19 protein-coding genes are annotated in these 22,310 nt (G+C 68.7%); 14 read left to right on the top strand and 5 right to left on the bottom strand.

Going from position 1 to position 22,310, the window contains the following annotated elements; all coding sequences use genetic code 11:
- Window positions 1-168: 168 nt before the first annotated feature.
- The 10 genes from SB771_RS00550 to SB771_RS00505 all read left to right on the top strand — a co-directional run bounded on the left by SB771_RS00550 (window position 169) and on the right by SB771_RS00505 (window position 10,835).
- The gene (locus SB771_RS00550) at window positions 169-435 is read left to right on the top strand and encodes a hypothetical protein (protein WP_175659405.1); all 267 of its coding nucleotides are present in this window, start codon (window positions 169-171) and stop codon (window positions 433-435) included.
- Entirely contained in the window at window positions 432-1,382 is a 951-nt protein-coding gene (locus SB771_RS00545; protein ID WP_175659404.1) for a MurR/RpiR family transcriptional regulator, read from the top strand. The genes SB771_RS00550 and SB771_RS00545 overlap by 4 nt, the downstream gene beginning before the upstream one ends.
- On the top strand, window positions 1,379-2,386 hold the full coding sequence (locus tag SB771_RS00540) for an isoaspartyl peptidase/L-asparaginase family protein (protein WP_105832697.1): 1,008 nt from the start codon (window positions 1,379-1,381) through the stop codon (window positions 2,384-2,386). Before SB771_RS00545 ends, SB771_RS00540 begins: the two co-directional genes overlap by 4 nt.
- 27 nt (window positions 2,387-2,413) lie before the next feature.
- Complete coding sequence (locus SB771_RS00535) at window positions 2,414-4,315, top strand: dipeptide ABC transporter ATP-binding protein (RefSeq protein ID WP_175659403.1); 1,902 nt, start codon at window positions 2,414-2,416, stop codon at window positions 4,313-4,315.
- Between the two features lie 129 nt (window positions 4,316-4,444).
- Window positions 4,445-6,007, top strand: coding sequence for a glutathione ABC transporter substrate-binding protein GsiB (gene gsiB / locus SB771_RS00530; protein WP_105832699.1), 1,563 nt, complete (start codon window positions 4,445-4,447; stop codon window positions 6,005-6,007).
- A gap of 67 nt (window positions 6,008-6,074) precedes the next feature.
- Window positions 6,075-6,995: a glutathione ABC transporter permease GsiC gene (gene gsiC, locus SB771_RS00525; RefSeq protein WP_040139637.1), complete on the top strand. Its 921-nt coding sequence runs from the start codon at window positions 6,075-6,077 to the stop codon at window positions 6,993-6,995.
- Window positions 6,996-7,002: 7 nt separating this feature from the next.
- The gene (gene gsiD / locus SB771_RS00520) at window positions 7,003-7,896 is read left to right on the top strand and encodes a glutathione ABC transporter permease GsiD (RefSeq protein WP_011658594.1); all 894 of its coding nucleotides are present in this window, start codon (window positions 7,003-7,005) and stop codon (window positions 7,894-7,896) included.
- The gene (locus tag SB771_RS00515) at window positions 7,896-8,978 is read left to right on the top strand and encodes a P1 family peptidase (protein WP_175659402.1); all 1,083 of its coding nucleotides are present in this window, start codon (window positions 7,896-7,898) and stop codon (window positions 8,976-8,978) included. The genes gsiD and SB771_RS00515 overlap by 1 nt, the downstream gene beginning before the upstream one ends.
- Window positions 8,975-9,802, top strand: a complete 828-nt coding sequence (locus tag SB771_RS00510) for a M55 family metallopeptidase (protein ID WP_175659401.1) — start codon at window positions 8,975-8,977, stop codon at window positions 9,800-9,802. The genes SB771_RS00515 and SB771_RS00510 overlap by 4 nt, the downstream gene beginning before the upstream one ends.
- Window positions 9,803-10,055: 253 nt before the next feature.
- A complete protein-coding gene (locus SB771_RS00505) occupies window positions 10,056-10,835 on the top strand; it encodes an AraC family transcriptional regulator (RefSeq protein ID WP_175659400.1) in 780 nt (259 codons plus the stop codon).
- Window positions 10,836-11,275: 440 nt separating this feature from the next.
- On the opposite strand, the gene pcaG is transcribed toward SB771_RS00505, so the two are convergent.
- From pcaG to SB771_RS00490, 3 genes are all read right to left on the bottom strand, one after another.
- Window positions 11,276-11,869: a protocatechuate 3,4-dioxygenase subunit alpha gene (pcaG, locus tag SB771_RS00500; protein ID WP_175659399.1), complete on the bottom strand. Its 594-nt coding sequence runs from the start codon at window positions 11,867-11,869 to the stop codon at window positions 11,276-11,278.
- A gap of 3 nt (window positions 11,870-11,872) precedes the next feature.
- Window positions 11,873-12,580, bottom strand: a complete 708-nt coding sequence (gene pcaH, locus SB771_RS00495) for a protocatechuate 3,4-dioxygenase subunit beta (RefSeq protein ID WP_175659398.1) — start codon at window positions 12,578-12,580, stop codon at window positions 11,873-11,875.
- Between the two features lie 308 nt (window positions 12,581-12,888).
- Window positions 12,889-13,452: a YiiX/YebB-like N1pC/P60 family cysteine hydrolase gene (locus tag SB771_RS00490; RefSeq protein WP_175659397.1), complete on the bottom strand. Its 564-nt coding sequence runs from the start codon at window positions 13,450-13,452 to the stop codon at window positions 12,889-12,891.
- Window positions 13,453-13,572: 120 nt separating this feature from the next.
- Here SB771_RS00490 and SB771_RS00485 point away from each other — a divergent pair, with 120 nt between their 5' ends.
- From SB771_RS00485 to SB771_RS00470, 4 genes are all read left to right on the top strand, one after another.
- The gene (locus SB771_RS00485; protein ID WP_006751195.1) at window positions 13,573-14,310 is read left to right on the top strand and encodes a helix-turn-helix domain-containing protein; all 738 of its coding nucleotides are present in this window, start codon (window positions 13,573-13,575) and stop codon (window positions 14,308-14,310) included.
- Window positions 14,311-14,387: 77 nt separating this feature from the next.
- Window positions 14,388-15,374 (top strand): pca operon transcription factor PcaQ, encoded by a 987-nt coding sequence (gene pcaQ, locus SB771_RS00480; RefSeq protein WP_175659396.1) that lies wholly within the window; start codon window positions 14,388-14,390, stop codon window positions 15,372-15,374.
- 134 nt (window positions 15,375-15,508) lie between these two features.
- Window positions 15,509-15,868 (top strand): type II toxin-antitoxin system RelE/ParE family toxin, encoded by a 360-nt coding sequence (locus SB771_RS00475; protein WP_175659395.1) that lies wholly within the window; start codon window positions 15,509-15,511, stop codon window positions 15,866-15,868.
- A gap of 69 nt (window positions 15,869-15,937) precedes the next feature.
- Complete coding sequence (locus SB771_RS00470; RefSeq protein WP_012365874.1) at window positions 15,938-16,234, top strand: XRE family transcriptional regulator; 297 nt, start codon at window positions 15,938-15,940, stop codon at window positions 16,232-16,234.
- Between the two features lie 96 nt (window positions 16,235-16,330).
- Here SB771_RS00470 and SB771_RS00465 read toward each other — a convergent pair whose 3' ends face one another.
- Together SB771_RS00465 and SB771_RS00460 are read right to left on the bottom strand one after the other, a co-directional pair.
- Window positions 16,331-17,605, bottom strand: a complete 1,275-nt coding sequence (locus SB771_RS00465) for an APC family permease (protein WP_175659394.1) — start codon at window positions 17,603-17,605, stop codon at window positions 16,331-16,333.
- A 128-nt stretch (window positions 17,606-17,733) separates the two neighbouring features.
- Entirely contained in the window at window positions 17,734-22,251 is a 4,518-nt protein-coding gene (locus SB771_RS00460) for a DEAD/DEAH box helicase (RefSeq protein WP_175659393.1), read from the bottom strand.
- Window positions 22,252-22,310 lie beyond the last annotated feature (59 nt).

Genomic DNA, 22,310 nt, shown 5'->3' with positions numbered 1-22,310 from the left:
GCAAATCCGCCCCGGCTGGGGGCGCCTTGCTCAGTCTTATTCATACGATGTCCGATCTTAGCGAGCACCGATTCGCCTGACTCCTTTGCGAAAGGGCCGTGTTCGCTCGAACATTCGGCTGGAATCGAAAGTTACGTTATCTGACGACTGATCATTTTCGAACATCCTATGTTCGAATTCGAAGCCGGTCAACGTGAATCTGCATTCGAACGAACGTACTCGGGGTTTTCCCGAGCGGCATGCGAATACGGCGTCCGTCGCGAAGCGCGCCACCGCGTGCCGAATGCCCGCGCGACGGAACCGAGCACCGGCCGCACGACTCACCAACCAGAAAGCCGCGACAGGGCCGTGACAACCCTGATGAAAATTTATTTTTTTCCGGACGGCGGATTGTGTAAATTGATTTTCATCTACCTTGCAAAACCCTTCGCATGACGCCTCTCGCTCCGCACGAAGCCAGTCAGGATGAATCCGCGATCGCGGAGCGCATCGCGTCGGCCATGCCGCGGATGACGCCGATCCATCGCCGGATGGGCGAGTTCGTGCTCGCGAATCCGTTTCGCGCGGCGACGATGCGGATCGACGAGCTCGCGCAGGCGGTCAATGCATCGATCGCGACCGCGAACCGCTTCGCGAAGGCGCTCGGCTTCGATGGCTATCCGGCGATGCGTGCGGCGCTCGTGCGCGGCTTCGAAGCGACGCTCGGCCCGGTCGAGCGGCTGCGTTCCGCGCAGGAGCAGGAACAGGAGCAGGGCGTTCGCGGCGCCGCATGGATCGATGCGGTGTTCGACCAGGCCATCGAGAACATCGAGAACACGCGTGCGCGGCTGGATGCGACCGACGTCGAGGCGGCCGTCGAGGCGATCGTCGGCGCGCGGCGCGTGCTGATCCTCGGCGCCGGGTCGAGCGCGTTTCTGACCGGCCTGATGGAACACGGCTTGTCGGTGTGTCACGACAACGTGCAGTCGCTGGCGCTGCTCGGCGGCCCTACGCATGCGGCGCGGCGCTTGTATTCGGCCGACTCGCGCGATCTCGTGATCGCGCTCGCGTTTCCGCGCTACGTGAAGGACACGATCGAGCTTGCCCGCCGCGCGGCCGCGCGTGGCGCACGCGTGCTCGGCATTTCCGACGGACCGGGCTCGCCGCTTGCGCCGGTCGCGTCGCTGAACCTGTACGTGAAAGCCCAGCGGCGTTTCGCGGCCACGTCGGAAGCGGCCGTGCTGACGATGATCGAGGCGCTGATCGATGCGGTCGCGCTGCGCACGCACCGCTCCGCGAAGTCCGCCGCCGAAATGACCGAATTCCTGTTGCCGTGGCTGATGCAGCCGCAAGCGGCGCTGCCGGCCGCCAACCCTTCTTCCTCCGGTCCGAAAAAATCATGACTTCACCCGCGATCATCGCGATTCATGGCGGCGCAGGCACGATCCTGCGCGAGGCGATGGATACCGACACCGAACGCCGGTACCGCGCCGAGCTCACCGCGATCCTGCAGGCCGCGCAACAGGTGCTCGCCGACGGCGGCAGCGCGCTCGACGCCGTCACCGTCGCCGTGCGGATGCTCGAGGACTGTCCGCTCTTCAACGCCGGGCGCGGCGCCGTCTATACGGCCGAAGGCAAGCACGAACTCGACGCGGCCGTGATGGACGGCGCGACGCTCGCGGCCGGCGCGGTCTGCAGCGCGACCCGCGTGCGCAATCCGGTGCTCGCCGCCCGGCGCGTGATGGAGGCGAGCGAGCACGTGCTGTTCGCCGGCGCGGGCGCCGACGCGTTCGCGATCGAGCAGGGCCTCGAACTCGCCGAGCCCGGCTATTTCGACACCGAAGCGCGTCATGCGCAGTGGGTCAAGGCACGCGCGGCGGCGGCCGGCACGATGCTCGATCACGACGCCGCGAGCTTCGCGTTCGGCGCAGGGCAAGTGGCCGGGGCGGCCGCGCCGGCCGAGCCGCTCGATCCCGATCGCAAGCTCGGCACGGTCGGCGCGGTCGCGTGCGACCTCAACGGGCATGTCGCGGCGGCGACGTCGACCGGCGGCATCACGAACAAGCAGCCCGGACGCGTCGGCGATTCGCCGATCATCGGCGCCGGCTGCTACGCGGACGACGCGACCTGCGCGGTATCCGCGACGGGCACCGGCGAGATGTTCATCCGGCTCGCGACCGCGCACGACGTGGCCGCGCAGATCGCGTATCGCGGCGCATCGCTCGCCGACGCCGCGCACGACGCCGTGATGAACAAGCTGCCGCGCCTGGCCGGGCGCGGCGGGATCATCGCGGTCGATGCGCACGGCAACGTCGCGATGCCGTTCAATACGGAAGGGATGTATCGCGGCTATGCGCGCGTCGGCGAGACGCCCGTGGTCGGCATCTATCGAGACGATGCGGCCTGATTCCGGATCGCACCAGGAGACCTACGCATGACTTCGAGCCGAACCCCGTCCGCGCTGGTGCTGCCGGATCAGCGCGTCGTCGCAGTCGACGACCTGTCGGTCATGTTCCGTCGCGGCGCCGCGACGTTCGATGCGGTGCGCAACGTGTCGTTTCACGTCGATCGCGGCGAGACGCTCGCGATCGTCGGCGAATCGGGCTCCGGCAAGTCGGTCACGTCGCTCGCGCTGATGCGGCTCGTCGAGCACGGCGGCGGCGAGATCACGAGCGGCCGGATCGCGTTGCGGCGTCGCGGCGGCGCGCTCGTCGACCTCGCTCAGGCGAGCGCGGCGACGATGCGCGGGATCCGCGGCGCGGACATCGCGATGATCTTTCAGGAACCGATGACGTCGCTGAACCCGGTGTTTACGGTCGGCGACCAGATCAGCGAGGCGATCGCGCTGCACCAGTCGAAAAGCGCGGCCGAAGCGCGCGCGGAGGCGTTGCGGCTGCTCGATCTCGTGCGCATCCCGGAGGCGCGCCGCGTGTTCGCGCGGTATCCGCACCAGTTGTCCGGCGGGATGCGGCAGCGCGTGATGATCGCGATGGCGCTGTCGTGCCGGCCTGCGCTCCTGATCGCCGACGAGCCGACGACCGCGCTCGACGTGACGATCCAGGCGCAGATCCTGCAGCTGATCCGCGGGCTGCAGGACGAAATGAACATGGGCGTGATCTTCATCACGCACGACATGGGCGTGGTCGCCGAAGTGGCCGACCGCGTGCTCGTGATGTATCGCGGCGAGAAGGTCGAGGAGGGCGAGTCCGAGCGCATTTTCGCGACGCCCGCGCATCGCTACACGCGTGCGCTGCTCGCGGCCGTGCCGCGGCTCGGCTCGATGCAGGGCACCGATATCCCCGAGAAATTTCCGCTGCTGAAGGTGGACGCCACGGGCGCGGCCGCGCCGGCGCCTGCCGCGCACGACGCCGCCGACGCGCAGCCGGCGGTCGATGCGGCCGCGCCGCCGATTCTGCGCGTGCGCGATCTCGTCACGCGGTTTCCGGTGAAGAGCGGCGTGTTCAGTCGCGTGTCGCAGTACGTGCATGCGGTCGAGCGCGTGAGCTTCGAGCTGCGCGCGGGCGAGACGCTCGCGCTCGTCGGCGAATCGGGCTGCGGCAAGTCGACCACCGGGCGCTCGCTGCTGCGCCTCGTCGAATCGCAAAGCGGCTCGATCGAATTCGACGGCCGCGACATCAGCGCGATGAAGGGCGCAGACCTGCAGGCGCTGCGCCGCAACATCCAGTTCATCTTCCAGGATCCGTTCGCGTCGCTGAACCCGCGCCTGACGGTCGGCTTCTCGATCATGGAGCCGCTGCTCGTGCATGGTGTCGCGAGCGGCCGCGAAGCGCAGGCGCGCGTCGACTGGCTGCTCGACAAGGTCGGCCTGCCGCCGGAGGCCGCGCGCCGCTATCCGCATGAATTCTCGGGCGGCCAGCGCCAGCGGATCGCCATCGCGCGCGCGCTCGCGCTGAACCCGAAGGTCGTGATCGCCGATGAATCGGTGTCCGCGCTCGACGTGTCGGTGCAGGCGCAGATCGTCAACCTGATGCTCGACCTGCAGCGCGAGCTCGGCGTCGCGTATCTGTTCATCTCGCACGACATGGCGGTGGTCGAGCGCATCAGCCATCGCGTCGCGGTGATGTATCTCGGCCAGATCGTCGAGATCGGCCCGCGCCGCGCGGTGTTCGAGGCGCCGCAGCATCCTTATACGAGAAAGTTGATGAGTGCGGTGCCGGTGGCCGACCCCGCGCGCCGGCATGCGCCGCGCCAGCTTGCGGCGGACGAGATTCCGAGCCCGATCCGCGCGATCGGCGACGAGCCGACGGTCGCGCCGCTCGTCGCGGTCGGCCCCGATCATTTCGTCGCGACGCATCGCGTCGGCGGCGCGTATTGAATTGAACGGCGAGGCGCATATGGACCGCAGCTGCGCACGCGCCAGGCAACGGCGTCATTTCCCCAGCGGATGCAGTCACGCCGCGATTTCCACCACGCGTTACCGAATCATCCACAGGAGCCAGACAAAATGAACAAGCCGCATTCGTTCCCGGTGTTCCGTCCACGCGCACTTTTCGCCGCGGGGGCAGGCGCGCTCGCGCTGTCGGTCGCGGCGCCCGCGTTCGCGCAACAGAACGTCGTGGTCGCCGTGTACTCGACGTTCACGACGATGGACCCGTACGACGCGAACGACACGGTGTCGCAAGCCGTCGTCAAGTCGTTCTACGAAGGGCTGTTCGGCTTCGACAAGGACATGAAGCTCGTCAACGTGCTGGCGACGGGCTACCAGGCGTCGCCCGATGCGAAGGTCTATACGGTCAAGCTGCGCGAGGGCGTGAAGTTCCAGGATGGTACCGACTTCAACGCCGCCGCGGTGAAGGCGAACTTCGACCGCGTGACCGATCCGGCGAACAAGCTGAAGCGTTACGGGCTGTTCCGCGTGATCGAGAAGACCGAGGTGGTTGATCCGATGACGGTGAAGTTCACGCTGCACGAGCCGTTCTCCGCGTTCATCAACACGCTCGCACACCCGTCGGCGGTGATGATTTCGCCGGCCGCGCTGAAGAAGTGGGGGCGCGACGTGTCGCTGCATCCGGTCGGAACCGGCCCGTTCGAGTTCGTCGAATGGAAGCAGACCGACGACATGAAGGTGAAGAAATTTGCCGGCTACTGGAAGAAGGGCTATCCGAAGGTCGATTCGATCGACTGGAAGCCGGTGGTCGACAACAACACGCGCGCCGCGCTGCTCAAGACCGGCGAGGCGGATTTCGCGTTCACCATTCCGTTCGAGCAGGCCGCCGACCTGAAGAGCAACCCGAAGGTCGAGCTGATCGAGCGGCCGTCGATCATCCAGCGCTACATCTCGCTGAACACGCAGAAGAAGCCGTTCGACAATCCGAAGGTGCGTGAGGCGCTGAACTACGCGGTCAATAAGGAAGCGCTCGCGAAGGTCGTGTTCGCCGGCTATGCGACCCCGCAGACGGGTGTCGCACCGATCGGCGTTGAATACGCGACCAAGCTCGGGCCGTGGCCGTACGATCCGGCGAAGGCGCGCGCGCTGCTGAAGGAGGCCGGCTATCCGAACGGCTTCGAATCGACGCTCTGGTCCGCGTACAACCATTCGACGGCGCAGAAGCTGATCCAGTTCGTGCAGCAGCAGCTCGCGCAGGTCGGTGTGAAGGTGCAGGTCCAGGCGCTGGAGGCCGGCGAGCGGGTCGCGAAGGTCGAGAGCGCGCAGGATCCGGCCGCGGCGCCGGTGCGGATGTACTACAGCGGCTGGTCGGCATCGACGGGCGAAGCGAACTGGGCGCTGTCGCCGTTGCTCGCGTCCACGTCGGCGCCGCCGAAGCTCTACAACACCGCGTACTACAAGAACAGTGCGGTCGACGACGCGCTCGCGAAGGCGCTCGAGACCACCGACCGTGCGAAGAAGGCCACCCTGTACGCCGATGCGCAGAAGCAGGTGTGGGCCGACGCGCCGTGGATTTTCCTGGTGCAGGAGAAGATCGTTTATGCGCGTAACAAGCGCCTGCACGGCATGTACGTGATGCCGGACGGTTCGTTCAACTTCGACGAAATCTCGGTGAAATGACGGCGGTTCGCCCGCTGCGCAGTGCCGGCGGCGCAAGCTGCCGGCGCGCTGATTCGATCGGTGCCCCATGCTGAATTTTCTCGTCAAACGCCTGTTCGGCCTGCTGCCCACGCTCGCGATCGTCGCGGTGCTGGTGTTCCTGTTCGTGCACCTGCTGCCGGGCGACCCGGCGCGGCTCGCGGCGGGCCCCGAAGCCGACGACGCGACGGTCGCGCTGGTGCGCGCCGATCTCGGCCTCGACCGGCCGCTGCCCGCGCAGTTCGCGAACTTCTTCGTCAAGATCGCGCACGGCGATTTCGGCACATCGACGCGCAGCAAGCGGCCGGTGTCGACCGAGATCGGCGAGCGCTTCATGCCGACGCTGCTGCTGACGCTCGTCAGCATGGTGTGGGCGACGGCGTTCGGAATGGCGATCGGGATCGCGTCGGCGGTGTGGCGCAACCGCTGGCCCGACCGCGTCGGGATGACGATCGCGGTGTCGGGCATCTCGTTTCCGGCGTTCGCGCTCGGCATGCTGCTGATGGAAATCTTCTCGGTGAAGCTCGGCTGGCTGCCCGTCGTGCCGGACGGCACGTGGAAAAGCTACGTGCTGCCGTCGCTGACGCTCGGCGCCGCGGTCGCGGCCGTGATGGCGCGCTTCACGCGCGCGTCGTTCGTCGAGGTGCTCAACGAGGACTTCGTGCGCACCGCGCGCGCGAAGGGCGTGCACGAGCCGATGGTCGTGCTCAAGCACTGCCTGCGCAACGCGATGATCCCGGTCGTCACGATGATGGGGCTGCAGTTCGGCTTCCTGCTCGGCGGCTCGATCGTCGTCGAGGCCGTGTTCAACTGGCCGGGGCTCGGGCGCCTGCTGGTCGACGCGGTGACGATGCGCGACTACCCGGTGATCCAGGCGATCGTGCTGCTGTTCTCGCTGGAATTCATCCTGATCAACCTGACCGTCGACGTGCTGTACGCGGTCATCAACCCGACCATCCGGTTCAAGTGAGGCGCGCATGAACGCGACTGTCCAGCCCGCGGCGCCGGCCGCATCGAACGCGGTCCGCACGCCGTGGCACGAATTCTGGCGCAAGTTCCGCAAGCAGACCGTCGCGCTCGTCGCGGGCGGTTTCGTGCTCGCGCTCGTCGTGCTGGCGTTCGTCGGCCCGCACATCGCGCCGTTCGATCCGGAAAACTATTTCGACTACGACGCGCTGAACGCGGGGCCGTCGGCCGTGCACTGGTTCGGCGTCGACTCGCTCGGCCGCGACATCTTCAGCCGCATCATCACCGGCACGCGCATCTCGCTCGCGGCCGGCTTCTTCTCGGTCGCGCTCGGCGCGCTCATCGGCACGTTCTTCGGGCTGCTCGCCGGCTACTACGAAGGCTGGTGGGACCGCATCACGATGCGCGTGGCCGACGTGCTGTTCGCGTTCCCGGGGATCCTGCTCGCGATCGGCGTGGTCGCGATCCTCGGCAACGGGATGATCAACGTGATCTGCGCGGTCGCGATCTTCAGCATTCCGGCGTTCGCGCGGCTCGTGCGCGGCAACACGCTGATGCTCAAGCACATGACCTACGTGGAAGCCGCGCGCAGCATCGGCGCGTCCGACTGGACGATCATCATGCGGCACATCCTGCCGGGCACCGTGTCGTCCGTCGTCGTCTACTTCACGATGCGGATCGGCACGTCGATCATCACGGCCGCCAGCCTGTCGTTCCTCGGGCTCGGCGCGCAGCCGCCGACGCCGGAGTGGGGCGCGATGCTCAACGAGGCGCGCGCGGACATGGTGAGCGCACCGCACGTCGCGATCTTCCCGAGCCTGGCGATCTTCCTGACCGTGCTCGCGTTCAACCTGCTCGGCGACGGGCTGCGCGACGCACTCGATCCTAAGCTGGAGCGCCGTTGATGCGTGCGGTGCCGATGTGGGCCGCGACGCTGCCGGCCGGGCCGCGCGGCACGATCGCCGACGTGCCGGGCGTGACGGTCGGCCATGCGACGCTCGATGCCGGCGACGTGCAGACGGGCGTCACCGTTGTGAAGCCGCACCCGGGCGACCTGTACCGCAGCAAGGTGCCGGCCGGCGCGGCCGTGATCAACGGCTTCGGCAAGAGCGTCGGGCTCGTGCAGGTCGACGAGCTCGGCACGCTCGATACGCCGATCGCACTGACCAATACATTCGGCGTCGGCGCGATCGCGCACGCGCAGATCCGCGCGGCGATCGCGAACAATCCGCAGATCGGCCGCGACTGGTCGACCGTCAATCCGCTCGTGTTCGAGTGCAACGACGGCTATCTGAACGATATCCAGGCGTTCGCGGTGACGGCCGCGCATTACGACGACGCGTGCCGCACGGCGGCGCGCGACTTCGCGCGCGGCGCGGTGGGCGCCGGGCGCGGGATGTCGTGTTTCGACCTGAAGGGCGGAATCGGCTCCGCGTCGCGCGTGGCGGTCGCGGCCGGCCGGCCGTATACGGTCGGCGCGCTCGTGCTCGCGAATTTCGGCAGGCTGCCGATGCTGACGCTCGGTGGCGTGCCGCTCGGGCGCATCGTCGCGCAGCGGCGCGCCGCCGCGGCCGCGCAGGCGGCGGCGCCCGAGCAAGGCTCGATCATCCTGCTGCTCGCGACCGATGCGCCGCTCGACGCACGGCAACTGTCGCGGCTCGCACGCCGCGCGGGTGCGGGCCTGGCGCGCACCGGTTCGGTCTACGGGCACGGCAGTGGCGACATCGCGCTCGCATTTTCCACCGCCTACACGATCGCGCACGACGCGTCGACTCTCGCACTGCCGGCCCTCGTGGCCGATGCGGCGCTCGATCCGCTGTTCATGGCCGCGGCCGAAAGCGTCGAGCATGCGATCGCCGACGCGCTGCTGCAGGCCGTGACCGTGGTCGGGCGCGACGGCCACGTTCGGCAATCGCTGCGCGACGCGGTGCCCGATCTCGAGCGCCTGTTCAACGACGACAACGAAGGACGTCATATCCCGTCATGAAAATCCTGATCTCGACCGACATCGAAGGTGTCGCCGGTGTGTTTGCCGTCGAACAGACGCGGGCCGGCAATCCGGAGTACGAACGTGCGCGCCGCTGGATGACCGCGGAGGCGAACGCGGCGATCGAAGGTGCATTCGCGGGCGGCGCGCAGACCGTCTGGGTCAACGACTCGCATGGCGGCTTTCGCAATCTGCTGCCCGACGGGCTCGATGCGCGTGCGCGCGTCGTGCTCGGCAAGCCGCGCACGCTCGGGATGATGGCGGGCCTCGAACAGCAACCCGATCTCGTGTTCATGATCGGCTTTCACGCGAAATCGCAGACGCACGGCGTGCTCGCACACACGATCAACAATTTTGCATTCACGCAGGTGTGGCTGAACGGCGTCGAACTCGGCGAGGCCGGGCTGTACGGCGCGCTGGCGCGCGAATACGGCGCGCACGTCGCGCTGGCGTCGGGCGACGACGTGTTCGCCGAGGAAACCCGGCCGCTGTTTCCGGACGCGCGTTTCGAGACGGTCAAGACGGCCCACGGCGCGTCGAGCGGCGACACGCTCACGCCGGCCGCGTCCTGCGCGCGCATCGCGACCGCCGCCCGTGAAACGGTCGCGCATGCGCTGTCGTCCGGCTGGCGCGCAACCGCGCATCGGCCCGCGCCGGCCGCTTGCACGCTGCGCGTGCAGACGGCCGCGCTCGCCGATCTGTTCTGCATGCTGCCGACGCTCGAGCGCGTCGATGCGGTGACGTTGCGCTTCGACGGGCCGTCGGTCGAGCACGTGGTGCGCACGTTGAACAGCCTGTCGGCCATGTCGTTCATGCTGCGGTGAGGCGCGGCGCGTCACGCAGGCCCGGCGGGTGTCTCGAGCCGGAACGCTGCAATCGCGGCGGCTGGCGCAAAGATGGGTTCAGTCCCACACACGATGAAACGTAGTCGGCATCTCCGCTCCGATGAAGTCGCAATCCGGCCGATTGGGCCGTCGGGTCGTGCGGCCGTCCGGTCGCACAGGCGTGGAGCGGATCTCGGACCGATCGAAGGTGACCCGCCTTCGATACCAGATCATTCATGATGGAATTCCGGCCTTGAGAAATACGCTGCCAGATCCCTACGACCACATTCCCCGTAGCGTGGTCGTGACCGCCAACGACTATCCGGCGGGCACGACGTTTCCGGAGCACGCGCACGGGCGCGGGCAGTTCGCGTTCGCGTCGCGCGGCACGATCAGCGTGTCGACGCCGCACGGCCGCTGGCTCGTGCCGCCGCAGCGCGCGTGCTGGGTGCCGCCCGGCGTGCGGCACGAAATGACGATGACCGGCGCGGTCACGATGCTCAACACGTTCGTGTCCGACGACGCGGCCCGGGCCGCGGGGCTGCCGGACCAGTGCGGCGTGTACGGCGTGTCGCCGCTGTTGCGGCAACTGATCGACGATGCGATCGACCTGCCGGCGATGTACGACGTCGATGGCCGGGCGGGCAAGCTGATGGCGCTGCTGGTCGCGGAAATCGCGACGATGCCGCGGCTGTCGCTGCACGCGCCGCTGCCCGCCGACGCGCGCCTCGCGAGTATCTGCCGGCACCTGTTCGCGTCGCCGTCGATCGCGGCCGATCTCGACCAGGTGGCGACCCATGCGGGGGTGAGCCGGCGCACGTTTACGCGGCTGTTCCGCGCGCAGACCGGCGTGAGTTTCGCCGCGTGGCGTCAGCAGGTCTGCATGCTCGCGGCGATTACGCGCCTGAGCGACGGCCAGCCGGTGACGCGGGTCGCGTTCGAGCTCGGCTATGCGAGCGCGAGCGCCTTTACGTCGGCGTTTCGCCGCATCCTCGGCGATACACCGAGCCGGTATCTGGAGGTTCGCCGCTAGTCGCGGCGGCGCTGCGGTCGCGGACGAAAAAAACGCGCCTGCCAGGATTCGGTCAGGCGCGCTTAAAGGCACTCGGTCAGAAAAAATGCGCGACCAGCCGGCGGGGCGGCGTTCGCGCATTCATTCATGAAAATTGTTGCCTATCCCGATTCAATTCCATCGGCGTATCGCGGATAGCAAAGCATACGCCGCATAACGCGCGAACGAAATCGCGTGCTCCCAACGATTCATGTGCTGCCGCAGCATGCGTTTCAATCGCGCGTTCGATGCCGAGGTCGGAGGCGGCCAATCATGGACTTTGGCGATGGCCGTCGCGCGTGCTGCGGCACAACATCGAATGTCGTGCCCGAAAACGAAAAACCGCCGCGCGACGCGATGCCTGTCGGTATCGCGCCACACGGCGGTTCGGTGCGAGCAGCCGGCCTGCGCCGGCTCGCGCGTCACACGTCGAAGAACACGGTTTCGTCCGGCCCCTGCATGCGGATGTGGAAGCGGTACACGACGGGGCGGCCCGGCTGCGCATCGCGCTTCGCGACGAGCGTTGCACGGCGTTCGGCCGGCACCAGGTTCAGCACCGGATCGGCCGCGTTCGCCGCGGCTTCGTCGTCGAAATACACGCGGGTGAACGCGTGCGTCAGGATCCCGCGCATCATCACGGTCACGTTGATATGCGGCGCTTCGTCGGCGGCGATGCGGCCCGGCTTTACCGTCGGGACCACGAAGCGGTTCTGCGCATCGGTGCCCGTGCCGACGCGTGCGAAGCCCGTGAAGCCGGACTTCGCGATGTCGTCACGCGACGCGGGATAACGGCCCGCACCATCCACCTGCGTGAATTCGAGCACCGCGTCGCCGACGACGTTGCCGTCGCCGTCGAACACCTGACCGACCAGCAGCACGTGCTCGCCTTCGGCGTCCGGCGTCGCGATCGCCGGCGTGAACAGGCTCTTCAGATCGTAATCGTATTGCTGCGGGCACAGGCCGTATGCGAAGTACGGGCCGACCGTTTGCGAAGGGGTTTGCTTCAGCGTCGTCATGGTTCAGCGCTCCATCGGGGTAGCGTCGCGGCCGCGCAGCACGATGTCGAATTCGTAGCCGAGCGCATAGCCTTCTTCGGTGATGTCCATCGAGAAGCGCGAGATCAGGCGATCACGCGCGGCTTCCGGCGTGCCCTGGAAGATCGGGTCGTACGCGAGCAGCGGATCGCCGGGGAAGTACATCTGCGTGACGAGGCGCGAGCCGAAGTAGTCGCCGAACAGCGAGAAGTGGATGTGATTCGGGCGCCACGCGTTCGGATGGTTGCCCCACGGATAGGCGCCGGGCTTGATCGTCAGGAAGCGGTAGCGGCCTTCGTCGTCGGTCAGGCAGCGGCCCGCGCCGAGGAAGTTCGGATCGAGCGGCGCGTCGTGCTGGTCGACCTTGTGCACATAGCGGCCGGCGGCGTTCGCCTGCCATACCTCGACGAGCGTGTTGCGCACGGGCTTGCCGCCTTCGTCGAGCACGCGGCCGGTGACGACGATGCGCTCGCCGAGCGGCTCGCCGTTCTTTACCGAGTTCTTGGTCAGGTCGTGGTCGAGCGCGCCCAGATCCTCCGCGCCGTAGACGGGCGCGTACTGGTCGCGCAGCTTTTCCTTCAGCGGGATCATCGGGCGCGTCGGGCCGCGCTTCACCGACGAACGGTACTCGGGGTGGACATACGCGGGATGCGACGGCCAGTCGCGCGGCGTGAGGATCGTGGGGGAATCCATCGGGTGTCTCCTGATAGGTATTTCGCGAGGGGATGGCAAGACTGTAACCAATCCGGAAAGTTATGCAAAATGACCTTTTTTAGCGAATCGCATAACCGTTCGTTATGTTCGGCGACACCAATGAAAATCCGCCGGACAGGCGGCCTGTCCGGCGGAAAAAGCGATCGGGCTTCGCGTCGTCGGTGACAACTCCGTGCACGGCCCTCCAGCCAGCCCGTCGCTGCTTTTTTGTGTTTCGTTGTTGTTGTTGTTATCAGGTCCCCCCGAGCGTGCCCGTCGTTCGTTTTTCGTCCTTCGTCGTTCGTTGGTTACGGTCGGGCGGGATCGAAGACGATTCCGTCGAATTCGAGCGACAGCGTGCCGCTGCGCAGCAGCGCGGCCGGCGTCGCGGTGCGCTCGGCGCCGAGCACGTCGCCCACGTAGTTCGCGCAGAACCCGCGATGCGCGAGCAGGCTGAAGCGGCTGCCGAGCAGCGCGTCGATCCGCTGTTCGGCCAGCGCGTGCACGTGGCGCTGCGCGTCGGCGCTCGGGGCCGCGACGCGGCGAGCCAGCGCGACGCGTCCACCGTCGGCGCGGGCGATGAAGCGCGACAGCGGTGTGAGCTTCGTCCGCGCAAACGCGGGCTCGGCGATCAACGGTTCGTCGCCCGACGTATCGACGACGATGCCGAAGCGATCGGCCCACGCGCCTGCGTTGCCTGCCGCGTCGCGCGACGCGCCGGCCGGGACGCGGATGAACACGAGATCCCCGACGTGCGCGCCGGCGGCCAGTGTGCGCACCGTGGCGAGCGGCAGCGTGCGGTCCGTGTCGCGAGCGTCGCGCGGCGCGGCGGGATGCGGTTCGAAGGCGGTGGTGTCGGTTCGGGTGCTCATCGCGGCTCCGTGGGGCAGTGACAGGACGGAGCGGATTATGCGGACAAGTATCCAAAAGTGCTTGTGTGGATGCTTGAGTAGCCTAATATCCGACCTTGAGCACCATTTTTCGATACCAACATGACCGAGACCGCCCAACTCATCGAAACGCTGAAGCGCCAGTTGAAGGCGCAGGGAATGACCTATCGCGACGTCGCGCGCGCGCTCGACGTGTCCGAGACGAGCGTGAAGCGGCTGTTCGCGAGCGGCCGCTTCACGCTGGAGCGCGTCGCGGAGATCGCGCAACTGCTCGGCTATACGCTCGCCGAACTCGTGCAGGAGGCGTCGGCATCCGCGCCGCGCTTGCGCGTGCTGACCGAGCAGCAGGAGGCGCTGCTCGTGTCGGACGAAAAACTGCTGCTCGTCGCCGTTTGCGCGGTCAACTACTGGACCGTGCAGGACATCGTGTCGGCCTATTGCCTGACGCAGGCCGAGTGCGTGAAATACCTGCTGATGCTCGACCGGATGAACGTGATCGCGTTGCTGCCGGGCGACCGGATTCGCGTGCGCGTCGCACGCGATTTCGACTGGCTGCCGGGCGGGCCGATCCGCCGTTATTTCCATGCACACGTGCTCGACGACTTTCTCGGCAGCCGTTTCGACGGCCCGGGCGAGACGATGACGTTCTCGCAAGGGATGCTGACCGACGCGGCCGCCGCGGAGCTCGAGCAGGAACTGCGGCGGCTCGGCGCCAAGGCGGCGGCGCTGCACGCGGAGTCATCGTCCGCGCCGCTCGGGCAGAAGCGCGGCACGGGCCTGCTGATCGCCAAGCGGATCTGGGAGCCGACCGGATTCCACGCGCTACGGCGCCATGCGTGACACCGCGCCGAATGCTTGGGCCTTTCCGGAAAGTTATGCAAAATGGCACAACGTCATCACTTGCATAACCGCCCGTTATGAATAACCGTATCGCCGACGGCCGCGTCAAATTCCGGCACCTGCAGTGTTTTCTCGCGGTCGCGCAGCTGGGCGGCGTGCAGAAGGCAGCCGAAAGCCTGTCGATCACGCAGCCAGCCGTGTCGAAGACGATCGCCGAACTGGAGTCGATCCTCGGCGTGAAGCTGTTCGAGCGCGGCCGGCACGGCGCGCAGCCGACCCGCGAAGCGCAGCTGTTCCTCCCGCATGCGAACGCGTGCGTGCTGGCGCTGCGACAGGGTGTCGGGCTGCTCGCGCGCGAGGGCGGGGCCGCCGCGGCGACGCTCGAGATCGGCATGCTGCCGACCGTTGCGGCATCGCTCGCGCCCGCGCTGATGAAGGCGCTGGCCGCACGCTGGCCGCGCATCGTCGTGCGGATCGCGACGGCCGCGAACGCCGAGTTGCTGGAGCGGCTGAAGGCGGGCGCGATCGAATGCGCGATCGGGCGCCTGTCGGAGCCGGAGCGAATGATCGGGCTCGCGTTCGAGCAGCTGTACAACGAGCCACTCGTCGCGGTCGTGCGCGCCGGGCATCCGCTGCTGGTCAGCGCCGCACCGGCTGCCGAACTCGCGCGCTATCCGGTCGTGCTGCCGCCGTTCGGCACGCTGATCCGCCAGTCGGCCGAGCAGCTGCTCGGCGCATGCGGTGCGCCGCCGCTGGATTCGTTCATCGAGGTGCTGTCGGTGTCGGTCGCCCGCGCGCTCACGCTCGAGAACGACGCGGTCTGGTTCGTGCCGCTCTATGCGGCCGAATACGACCTGTCGGCCGGTGCGCTCGCGCGCCTGCCGCTGCCGTCCGCGGGCACCGACGAGCCGGTCGGGCTCGTGCTGCGCACCGATGCGCAACCGTCGCCCGTCGCGCGGACGCTGATCGACGCCGTGCGCGAAATCGCGCGCGCCCGGTTCGGCGATACGCGAGCGCATCGCGCGCCGCCCGGCGCACGCAAGCCGGCTCGCCGCGCACGTTGAGGCGCCGCCCCGGGCCGCGCCACGCGGCGCTCGGCTGCCGTTCCTTCCCCCTCATTCGTTAGCCGTTCGGTCAGTAGCGGGCTTCGTCGTGCTTGGCATATCGTATCGTTTTTGATACGCTTGATGGCACGACGATGGCGAGACAGCAGATTCAGATCACGCTCGGCGTGCGGTTCTTCCGCACGGCGCGCGGCAACGAGCCGGTGCGCGAATGGCTCAAGGCGCTCGGGCAGCTCGAGCGCAGGATGATCGGCGAAGAGATCAAGACCGTTCAACTGGGCTGGCCGCTCGGCATGCCGCTGGTCCGGAAGATGTCGAAGGATCTGTGGGAAATCCGCGTGATATTGCCGAGGCGAAGCGCGCGCGTGCTGTTTACGGTCGTCGGCGACACGATGGTGCTGCTGCACGCGTTCTTCAAGCAGTCGCAGGCCACGCCGTCCGACGATCTCGACGTGACCGTCGCGCGGCTGAAAGCGCTCACGCACGCCATCTGAATTTCCCGGTTGCGACGGCACGTGCGAGCGCCGCTGTGCCGGCCGGCAACGCCATGCATTGGAGTATCCATGACGACCACGAACAACCCGCATATCGGCAGCGATTTCGACACCTTCCTCGACGAGGACGGCCATCTCGAAGCGGCCACCGCCACCGCGATCAAGCGCGTGATCGCGTGGCAGATCGGCCAGGAGATGAAGGCGCAGCACATCACGAAAACCGCGATGGCCGCACGGATGAAAACCAGCCGCGCCGCGCTCAACCGGCTGCTCGACGAAACCGACACGAGCCTCACGCTCGCGACGCTCGCGAGCGCGGCCACCGCACTCGGCAAGCGGCTCAGCTTCGAGCTGGTGCCGGCCTGACGGGCATCACGAACCGGTGCGTGGCCGGTTCGCGGTGGGCCGGCGCATCGTGGCGAACGAGCGCAGGTTTGTCCGTGCGCCCTGATCGGCACACGATCATGCGCGCGGCCCGGCCATCCGTAGATACAGCAACGCACCGCCCGCGAGCAGCAGCGGGCACAAGATATACCATCCCGTCGTCAGAAACAGCCCGGCGACGGCGACCAGCGAAATCCACGCGCAGCGGTACGCGATGCCGCCACGCGGCAGCAATTTCAGCGCCGCGGCCGCGCCGAGCCCGTACACCATCACGAAGCAACCGGACGTGACGAGCACGAGCGGTTTCGGCCCGACGTCCGAGAGCGTCGTTGCCGCGAGCGCAACGGCCGCCAGCAGGGCGATCACGCCGAGACTGCGGCGCGGCACGCCGCCGACCTGGCTGCCTTGCGCGAGCCACGCGGGCAGCGCGCCGTCGCGCCCGAGCGCTGCGCCCAGTTTGGCCGCACCCGCGAAATAGGCGTTCATCGTGCCGAGCGTGAGCAGCACTGCGGCCGTGGCCGCCAGCACCCGCGCGTGACCGCCGATGCCGCCCGCGATCAGTTCCGCGAGCGGCGCGCCCGATGCGCCGGCCGACGGCCCGAGCACCGTCACGCTCGCGGCCGCGACCGACAGATACAGGAACCCGACGACCACGACCGCGATGGCGGCCGAGCGCGGCATGTCGTGCGCGGGCCGGCGGAATTCGGCGGCGAGGTGCGTGATCGCTTCCCAGCCCGCGAAGCTCCATACGAGCAGCGCCGCCGCCTGGCCGACCGCCAGCCAGCCGTGCGGCGCGAACGGATGCAGGTTGGCAGTGCGCGCATGCGGCGCGGACGCGAGCACCGCGGCCAGCAGCAGCGTGACGAGCAGCGCCGACAACACGAGCTGCATGCGGCCCGACACCGTCACGCCGAACGCATTCGCGGCCGATACCGTGGCGATCAATGCGGCGGCCGTGACGATCACTGTGGCATGCCCGCCGCCCGTGACGGCCGCGACATACGCGCCGCCGAACATCGCGGCGGCCGGCGCGCCGGCCGGCACCGCGAAATAGAAACACCAGCCGACGATCGCCGCGGCCTTCGGTCCGAATGCGCGTCGCGCGTAGGTCGATACGCCGCCCGCGTCCGGATAGCGCGCACCGAGTGCGGCGAAGGTGGCCGCGAGCGGCCCCGACAGCACGACGAGCGCGGCCCACGCGAGCAGCGATGCCGGGCCCGCGACCTCGGCGGCGAGCGCGGGCAACGCAATGACGCCGGTGCCGAGCACCGCGCCGATATACAGTGCGGCGCCCTGGAAAATCGTCAGCGAGCCCGCGTGATGAACGGCGGGCGAATCGGCATGCGAAGGCATGAAAGGCAGTCTCCGGAAGGCTTGTTCTGGGCGCGGTCCGCGCGGTGAATCGTGGGATGCTACCCGAACGGGCGCGGCGATGCGGCGCGGCGTTCAGTAGTCCGCGACGTGCCGCGTGTCAGCCGATGTCAGTAGCGGCGGGCGAGACGCAGGCGCGCATCCTCGCGCGCGGCAGGCGTCAGCTCGGGCGCGTAGTGGAACGTGCCCGCCACGAGCGACGCGACGGGCACGCCGTCGCGGAACAGCACGCGATTGCCGGTCAGCGCGGGCACCTTGTCGCCGGGCAGCAGCGTGCCGGCAAGGTTCAGCGGATCGGCGCCCGTCACGCACACATATTGGCCGTCGCCCGGTCGGCGACGCAGTTCGCGCAGGATCGGGATCGCCTCCGGCAGCGCGAATTGCTCGCCCGCGAGCCCGGCGACGAAGCGTCCGCCGCGAATCTCGCCGCGCGCTTCGAGCCGCTGCAGCACGCGCACGAGCTCGCGCCAGCTCGGCAGCCAGTCGGCTTCGCGTTCGAGCAGCCGCCAGAACACGACACCGTAGCGGCGCAGCAGCGTCCAGACGATGTGTTCGAGCGCGTCGGGATCGGTCGCGGGCGCACCGCGCTTCGGTGCCGAGGTTGGCGCGTCGTCGTTCGGTGGCGAAACGCGTTGCACGAGCGCCCAGCGGCCCGCATCGTCCATCCCGCCGATCAGTGCGCCGCCGCGCCGCGTGCGCGGCGCGTACGTCGCGCTGCGCTTGACCGCCGGCTTCAGCAATGCGCGCAGTCCGGCGAAGCTGTCCGCATTCACGAGGCCGGCCGACACGAGTTCGCCGAGTGCCTGTTCGAGTTCGACGGGCAGCATGTGCAGTTCGTCGAGCAGTGCATCGAAGAACATCGCGCCATGGGCGGCGAGCGCGTCCCGCACCTGCGTCGCGCGCGCGGACAGCGCCGGTTGCGCGTCCGGGTCGCGCAGCGCCTGCCATGCGCCGAGGTGGCGGCGGGGCAGCAGCACGACCGGCGTCGTTTTCACGGGCGTGCCGGCCGCGCGGGCCGGCGCGCCGATGCGGGTCCACACGAGCTTGCCCGAGCGGCATAGATCGTCGATGCCGCCGGCCGTATAGTCGGTCAGCCGTGCGGGCAGGAGGGCGTCCTCCCATGCGCTCGCCGCGGCTTCGTAGCCTTCGAGCTGCTCGACGACGGCCGCGAGCGCGTCGCGGCCCGTTCCACGCGTATCGGGCGTCAGGCGCTGCCAGTGGAACAGGAAGCGCATGAAATCGGCGCGCTCGACGGGCTCGATCTCGCGGCGCAGTCGTTTCACCGTATAGCGATGAATGCGCGCGAGCAGATGGCGTTCGCACCATTCGTCGGTCGTCGCGCCCGGCGTGAAGCGGCCGCGCATCACGTAGCCTTCGCGCTCCAGTGCGGCGAGCGCCGTCGCGATCGTCGCCGGCGGCAGGCCGAGCGGCCGTGCGATGGCGTCGAGCGTCAGCGGCCCGAATCCGGTGAGCCGCGCGCGGATCACGTCGACGAGCGCGGCGTCGGCGTCCCATGGCTGCGCGCATGCGGCCGGCACCTTCAGCGCGGGTGCGACACGTGCGTCGGGATGCAGCGCGCGCAGGCAGACCAGCCGTTCGACCGGCACCCACAGCGCGGCGCCATCCGGTGTGACGAGTTTCGTCGCACGACGGCGTTCGGCCAATTCCGCGAGCCGCTCGGGCCAGCCGTCGTGCGCCTGCGCTTCGCTGTCGGCGACGCATGCGAGCGTGAGCAGCGCGTCGTGCATTTCGTCGGCATCGCGCACGAGCGGCCACGCTTCGTCGCGCACTGCATCGATCGCGTCGGCGTCGAGTGCGCCGAGATCGTCGGCCGACTCGGGGTCGCTCCAGCGGCGCGACTGCACGGCCTGCGTGCGGCGCTCTTCGAGCGGCGCATCGTCGAGGAACGCATAGGGCTTCGCGTTCAGGATCTCGGCCGCGAGCGGCGACGGCGCGGGCAGGTCGCGCGCGATCAGTTCGATCGCGCCGCTCTCGATCCGGCGCAGCAGCGCGAGCCAGCCGTCGGTATCCATCGCGTCGTGCAGGCAATCGTCGAGCGTCTGGTCGACGAGCGGGTGGTGCGGAATCTCGCGTTCGCCGACGATATTTTCCAGGCACGCGACCTGTTCGGGAAACACGGTCGCGAGCAGGTCGTCGCTCTTCATCCGCTGCAATTGCGGCGCAGTGCGCCGGCCGCCGGTGAAGCGCGGCAGCGCGAGCGAGGTCGTCGCGTTCCAGCGCCAGCGCACGCCGAACATCGGCGCGTCGAGCAGCGCCTGGATCAGCACGTGTTCGGCGCTCGCCGAGCGCAGATAGCGCCACACTTCGTCGAGCGCGAAGCTGTGCGCGAGCGACAGCGACAGAACGATCGCGTCGTCGGTCGCGGCGGCCTGCAGCTCGAAGTCGAACGTGCGGCAAAAGCGCTTGCGCAGCGCGAGTCCCCAGGCGCGGTTGATGCGGCTGCCGTAGGGCGAATGGATCACCAGCTGCGTGCCGCCCGACTCGTCGAAGAAGCGCTCCATCACGAGCGTGTCCTGCGTGGGCAGCGCGCCGAGCGCCGCGCGCGTGCGTGCGAGGTAGTCGACGATCTGGCGGGCCGCGTCGGGCGACAGGTGCAGATCGTCGGCGAGCCAGCGCAGCGCCGGCGCGAGGCGGCTTTCGGCCGGGACGATCGCGGTGCCGTCGGCATCGCTTCGCGAATCGGCGATGGCCGGGGTTTCCGCGGCTCGTTTGGCTTTTCCGCGCGTGGTCGTCTTGCCGGCCGCATCACCGGCCGCGCCGCTCGCACCGCGCTTGCGCCCACCGGCATCCGTGTTTCGATCGCCTTCGGCGAACAGCGCGTCGAGCCGCGCGCGCAGCCGGCCGACCGCGGCCGACAGTTCGTCGCTGCGCCCGGGCGCCTCGCCGAGCCAGAACGGAATGCTCGGCGACTGGCCTTGCGCATCCTCGACGCGCACGCGGCCCGTTTCCACGCGAATGATCCGGTACGACTGGTTGCCGAGCTGGAACACGTCGCCGGCCAGGCTCTCGACCGCGAAATCCTCGTTGACGGTGCCGACCTGGATGCCCTGCGGTTCGAGCAACACCGCGTAGTCGGCCATGTCGGGAATCGTGCCGCCCGAGGTCGTCGCGGTCATCATCGCGTTGCGGCGTCCGCGCACCGTGCCGCCGACCACGTCGCGATGCAGATACGCGCCGCGCACGCCGCGGCGGCTCGTGAAGCCTTCGGCGAGCATCTTCATGACCTCGTCGAAGCGTTCGCGCGACAGGCGCGCGTACGGCGCCGCGCGCGTGAAGCTCGCGTACAGCGCATCCTCCTGCCATTCCGCGCAGGCGACTTCGGCGACGATCTGCTGCGCGAGCACGTCGAGCGGCGCCTCGGGAATCCGCAATGCGTCGAGCTCGCCGCGCTGCACGCAGTCGAGCAGCGCCGCGCATTCGACCAGCTCGTCGCGCGACAACGGGAACAGGCGGCCCTTCGGCACGCCGCCGACCTGGTGCCCGGAGCGGCCGACGCGCTGCAGGAACGGTGCGATCCCGCGCGGCGAACCGACCTGACACACGAGGTCGACGTCGCCGATGTCGATGCCGAGTTCGAGCGACGCGGTCGCGACGAGCAGCTTCAGCTCGCCGCGCTTGAGCCGCTGTTCCGCGTCGAGGCGATGTTCCTTCGCGAGACTGCCGTGGTGCGCGGCGATCGCGTCCTTGCCGAGGCGCTCGGCGAGATGGCGCGCCATGCGCTCCGCGGTGCGCCGCGTGTTCACGAACACGAGCGTCGTGCGATGCGCGGCCGCGAGCGCGGCGATGCGGTCGTACACCTGGTCCCACACGTCGGTCGCCATCACCGGCCCGAGCGGCACGTTCGGCAGTTCGAGCGCGAGGTCGCGTTCACGCGTGTGACCGGTATCGACGATCGTGCAGTCGCGCGGCGCATCGGCCGGGCCGCCGACCAGGAAGCGCGCGACCGCGTCGATCGGTTTCTGAGTGGCCGATAAGCCGATGCGCGGCAACGCGCGGCCCGTCAACGCATCGAGGCGTTCGAGCGACAGCGCGAGATGGCTGCCGCGCTTGGACGACGCGAGCGCGTGGATCTCGTCGACGATCACCGAACGCACGCTCGACAGCATCTGCCGTCCCGACGTCGACGACAGCAGCACGTACAGCGACTCGGGCGTCGTCACGAGGATGTGCGGCGCGCGTTTGCGCAGCGCCGCGCGTTCGGCCTGCGGGGTGTCGCCGGTGCGCACGGCGGTGCGGATCGCAGGCACCGGCAGGCCGAGCTGCGCGAGCGATTCGGCGATACCGGCGAGCGGCGCGTCGAGGTTCACGTGGATGTCGTTCGACAGCGCTTTCAGCGGCGACACGTAGACGACGAGCGTCGCGTCGGGCAGTGCCCCGTCGTGCGCGAGCGCATCGCGCACGAGATCGTCGAGCGCGCACAGGAACGCGGTGAGCGTCTTGCCGGAGCCGGTCGGCGCGGCCACGAGCGTCGAGCGGCCGGCCTTGATGTGCGGCCACGCGAGCGCCTGCACGCCGGTCGGCGCGGCGAACGTGCGGCGGAACCATGCGGCGACGGCCGGGTGGAACACGTCGAGCGCGTGGGCGGGGCGGGTGGCGGTGACGTCCATCGGAGCGTTGAAATAGGGTGCGAGCGCACGGGCGGCCGCGCGCGAATCGTCAGTGTGCC

It is taken from the genome of Burkholderia sp. SIMBA_051, from assembly GCF_046534915.1.
GTDB classification, from domain to species: Bacteria; Pseudomonadota; Gammaproteobacteria; order Burkholderiales; family Burkholderiaceae; genus Burkholderia; species Burkholderia ambifaria.
Note: the sequence above shows the minus strand (reverse complement) of the source record. Positions and strands in the feature narration are given on the sequence as shown.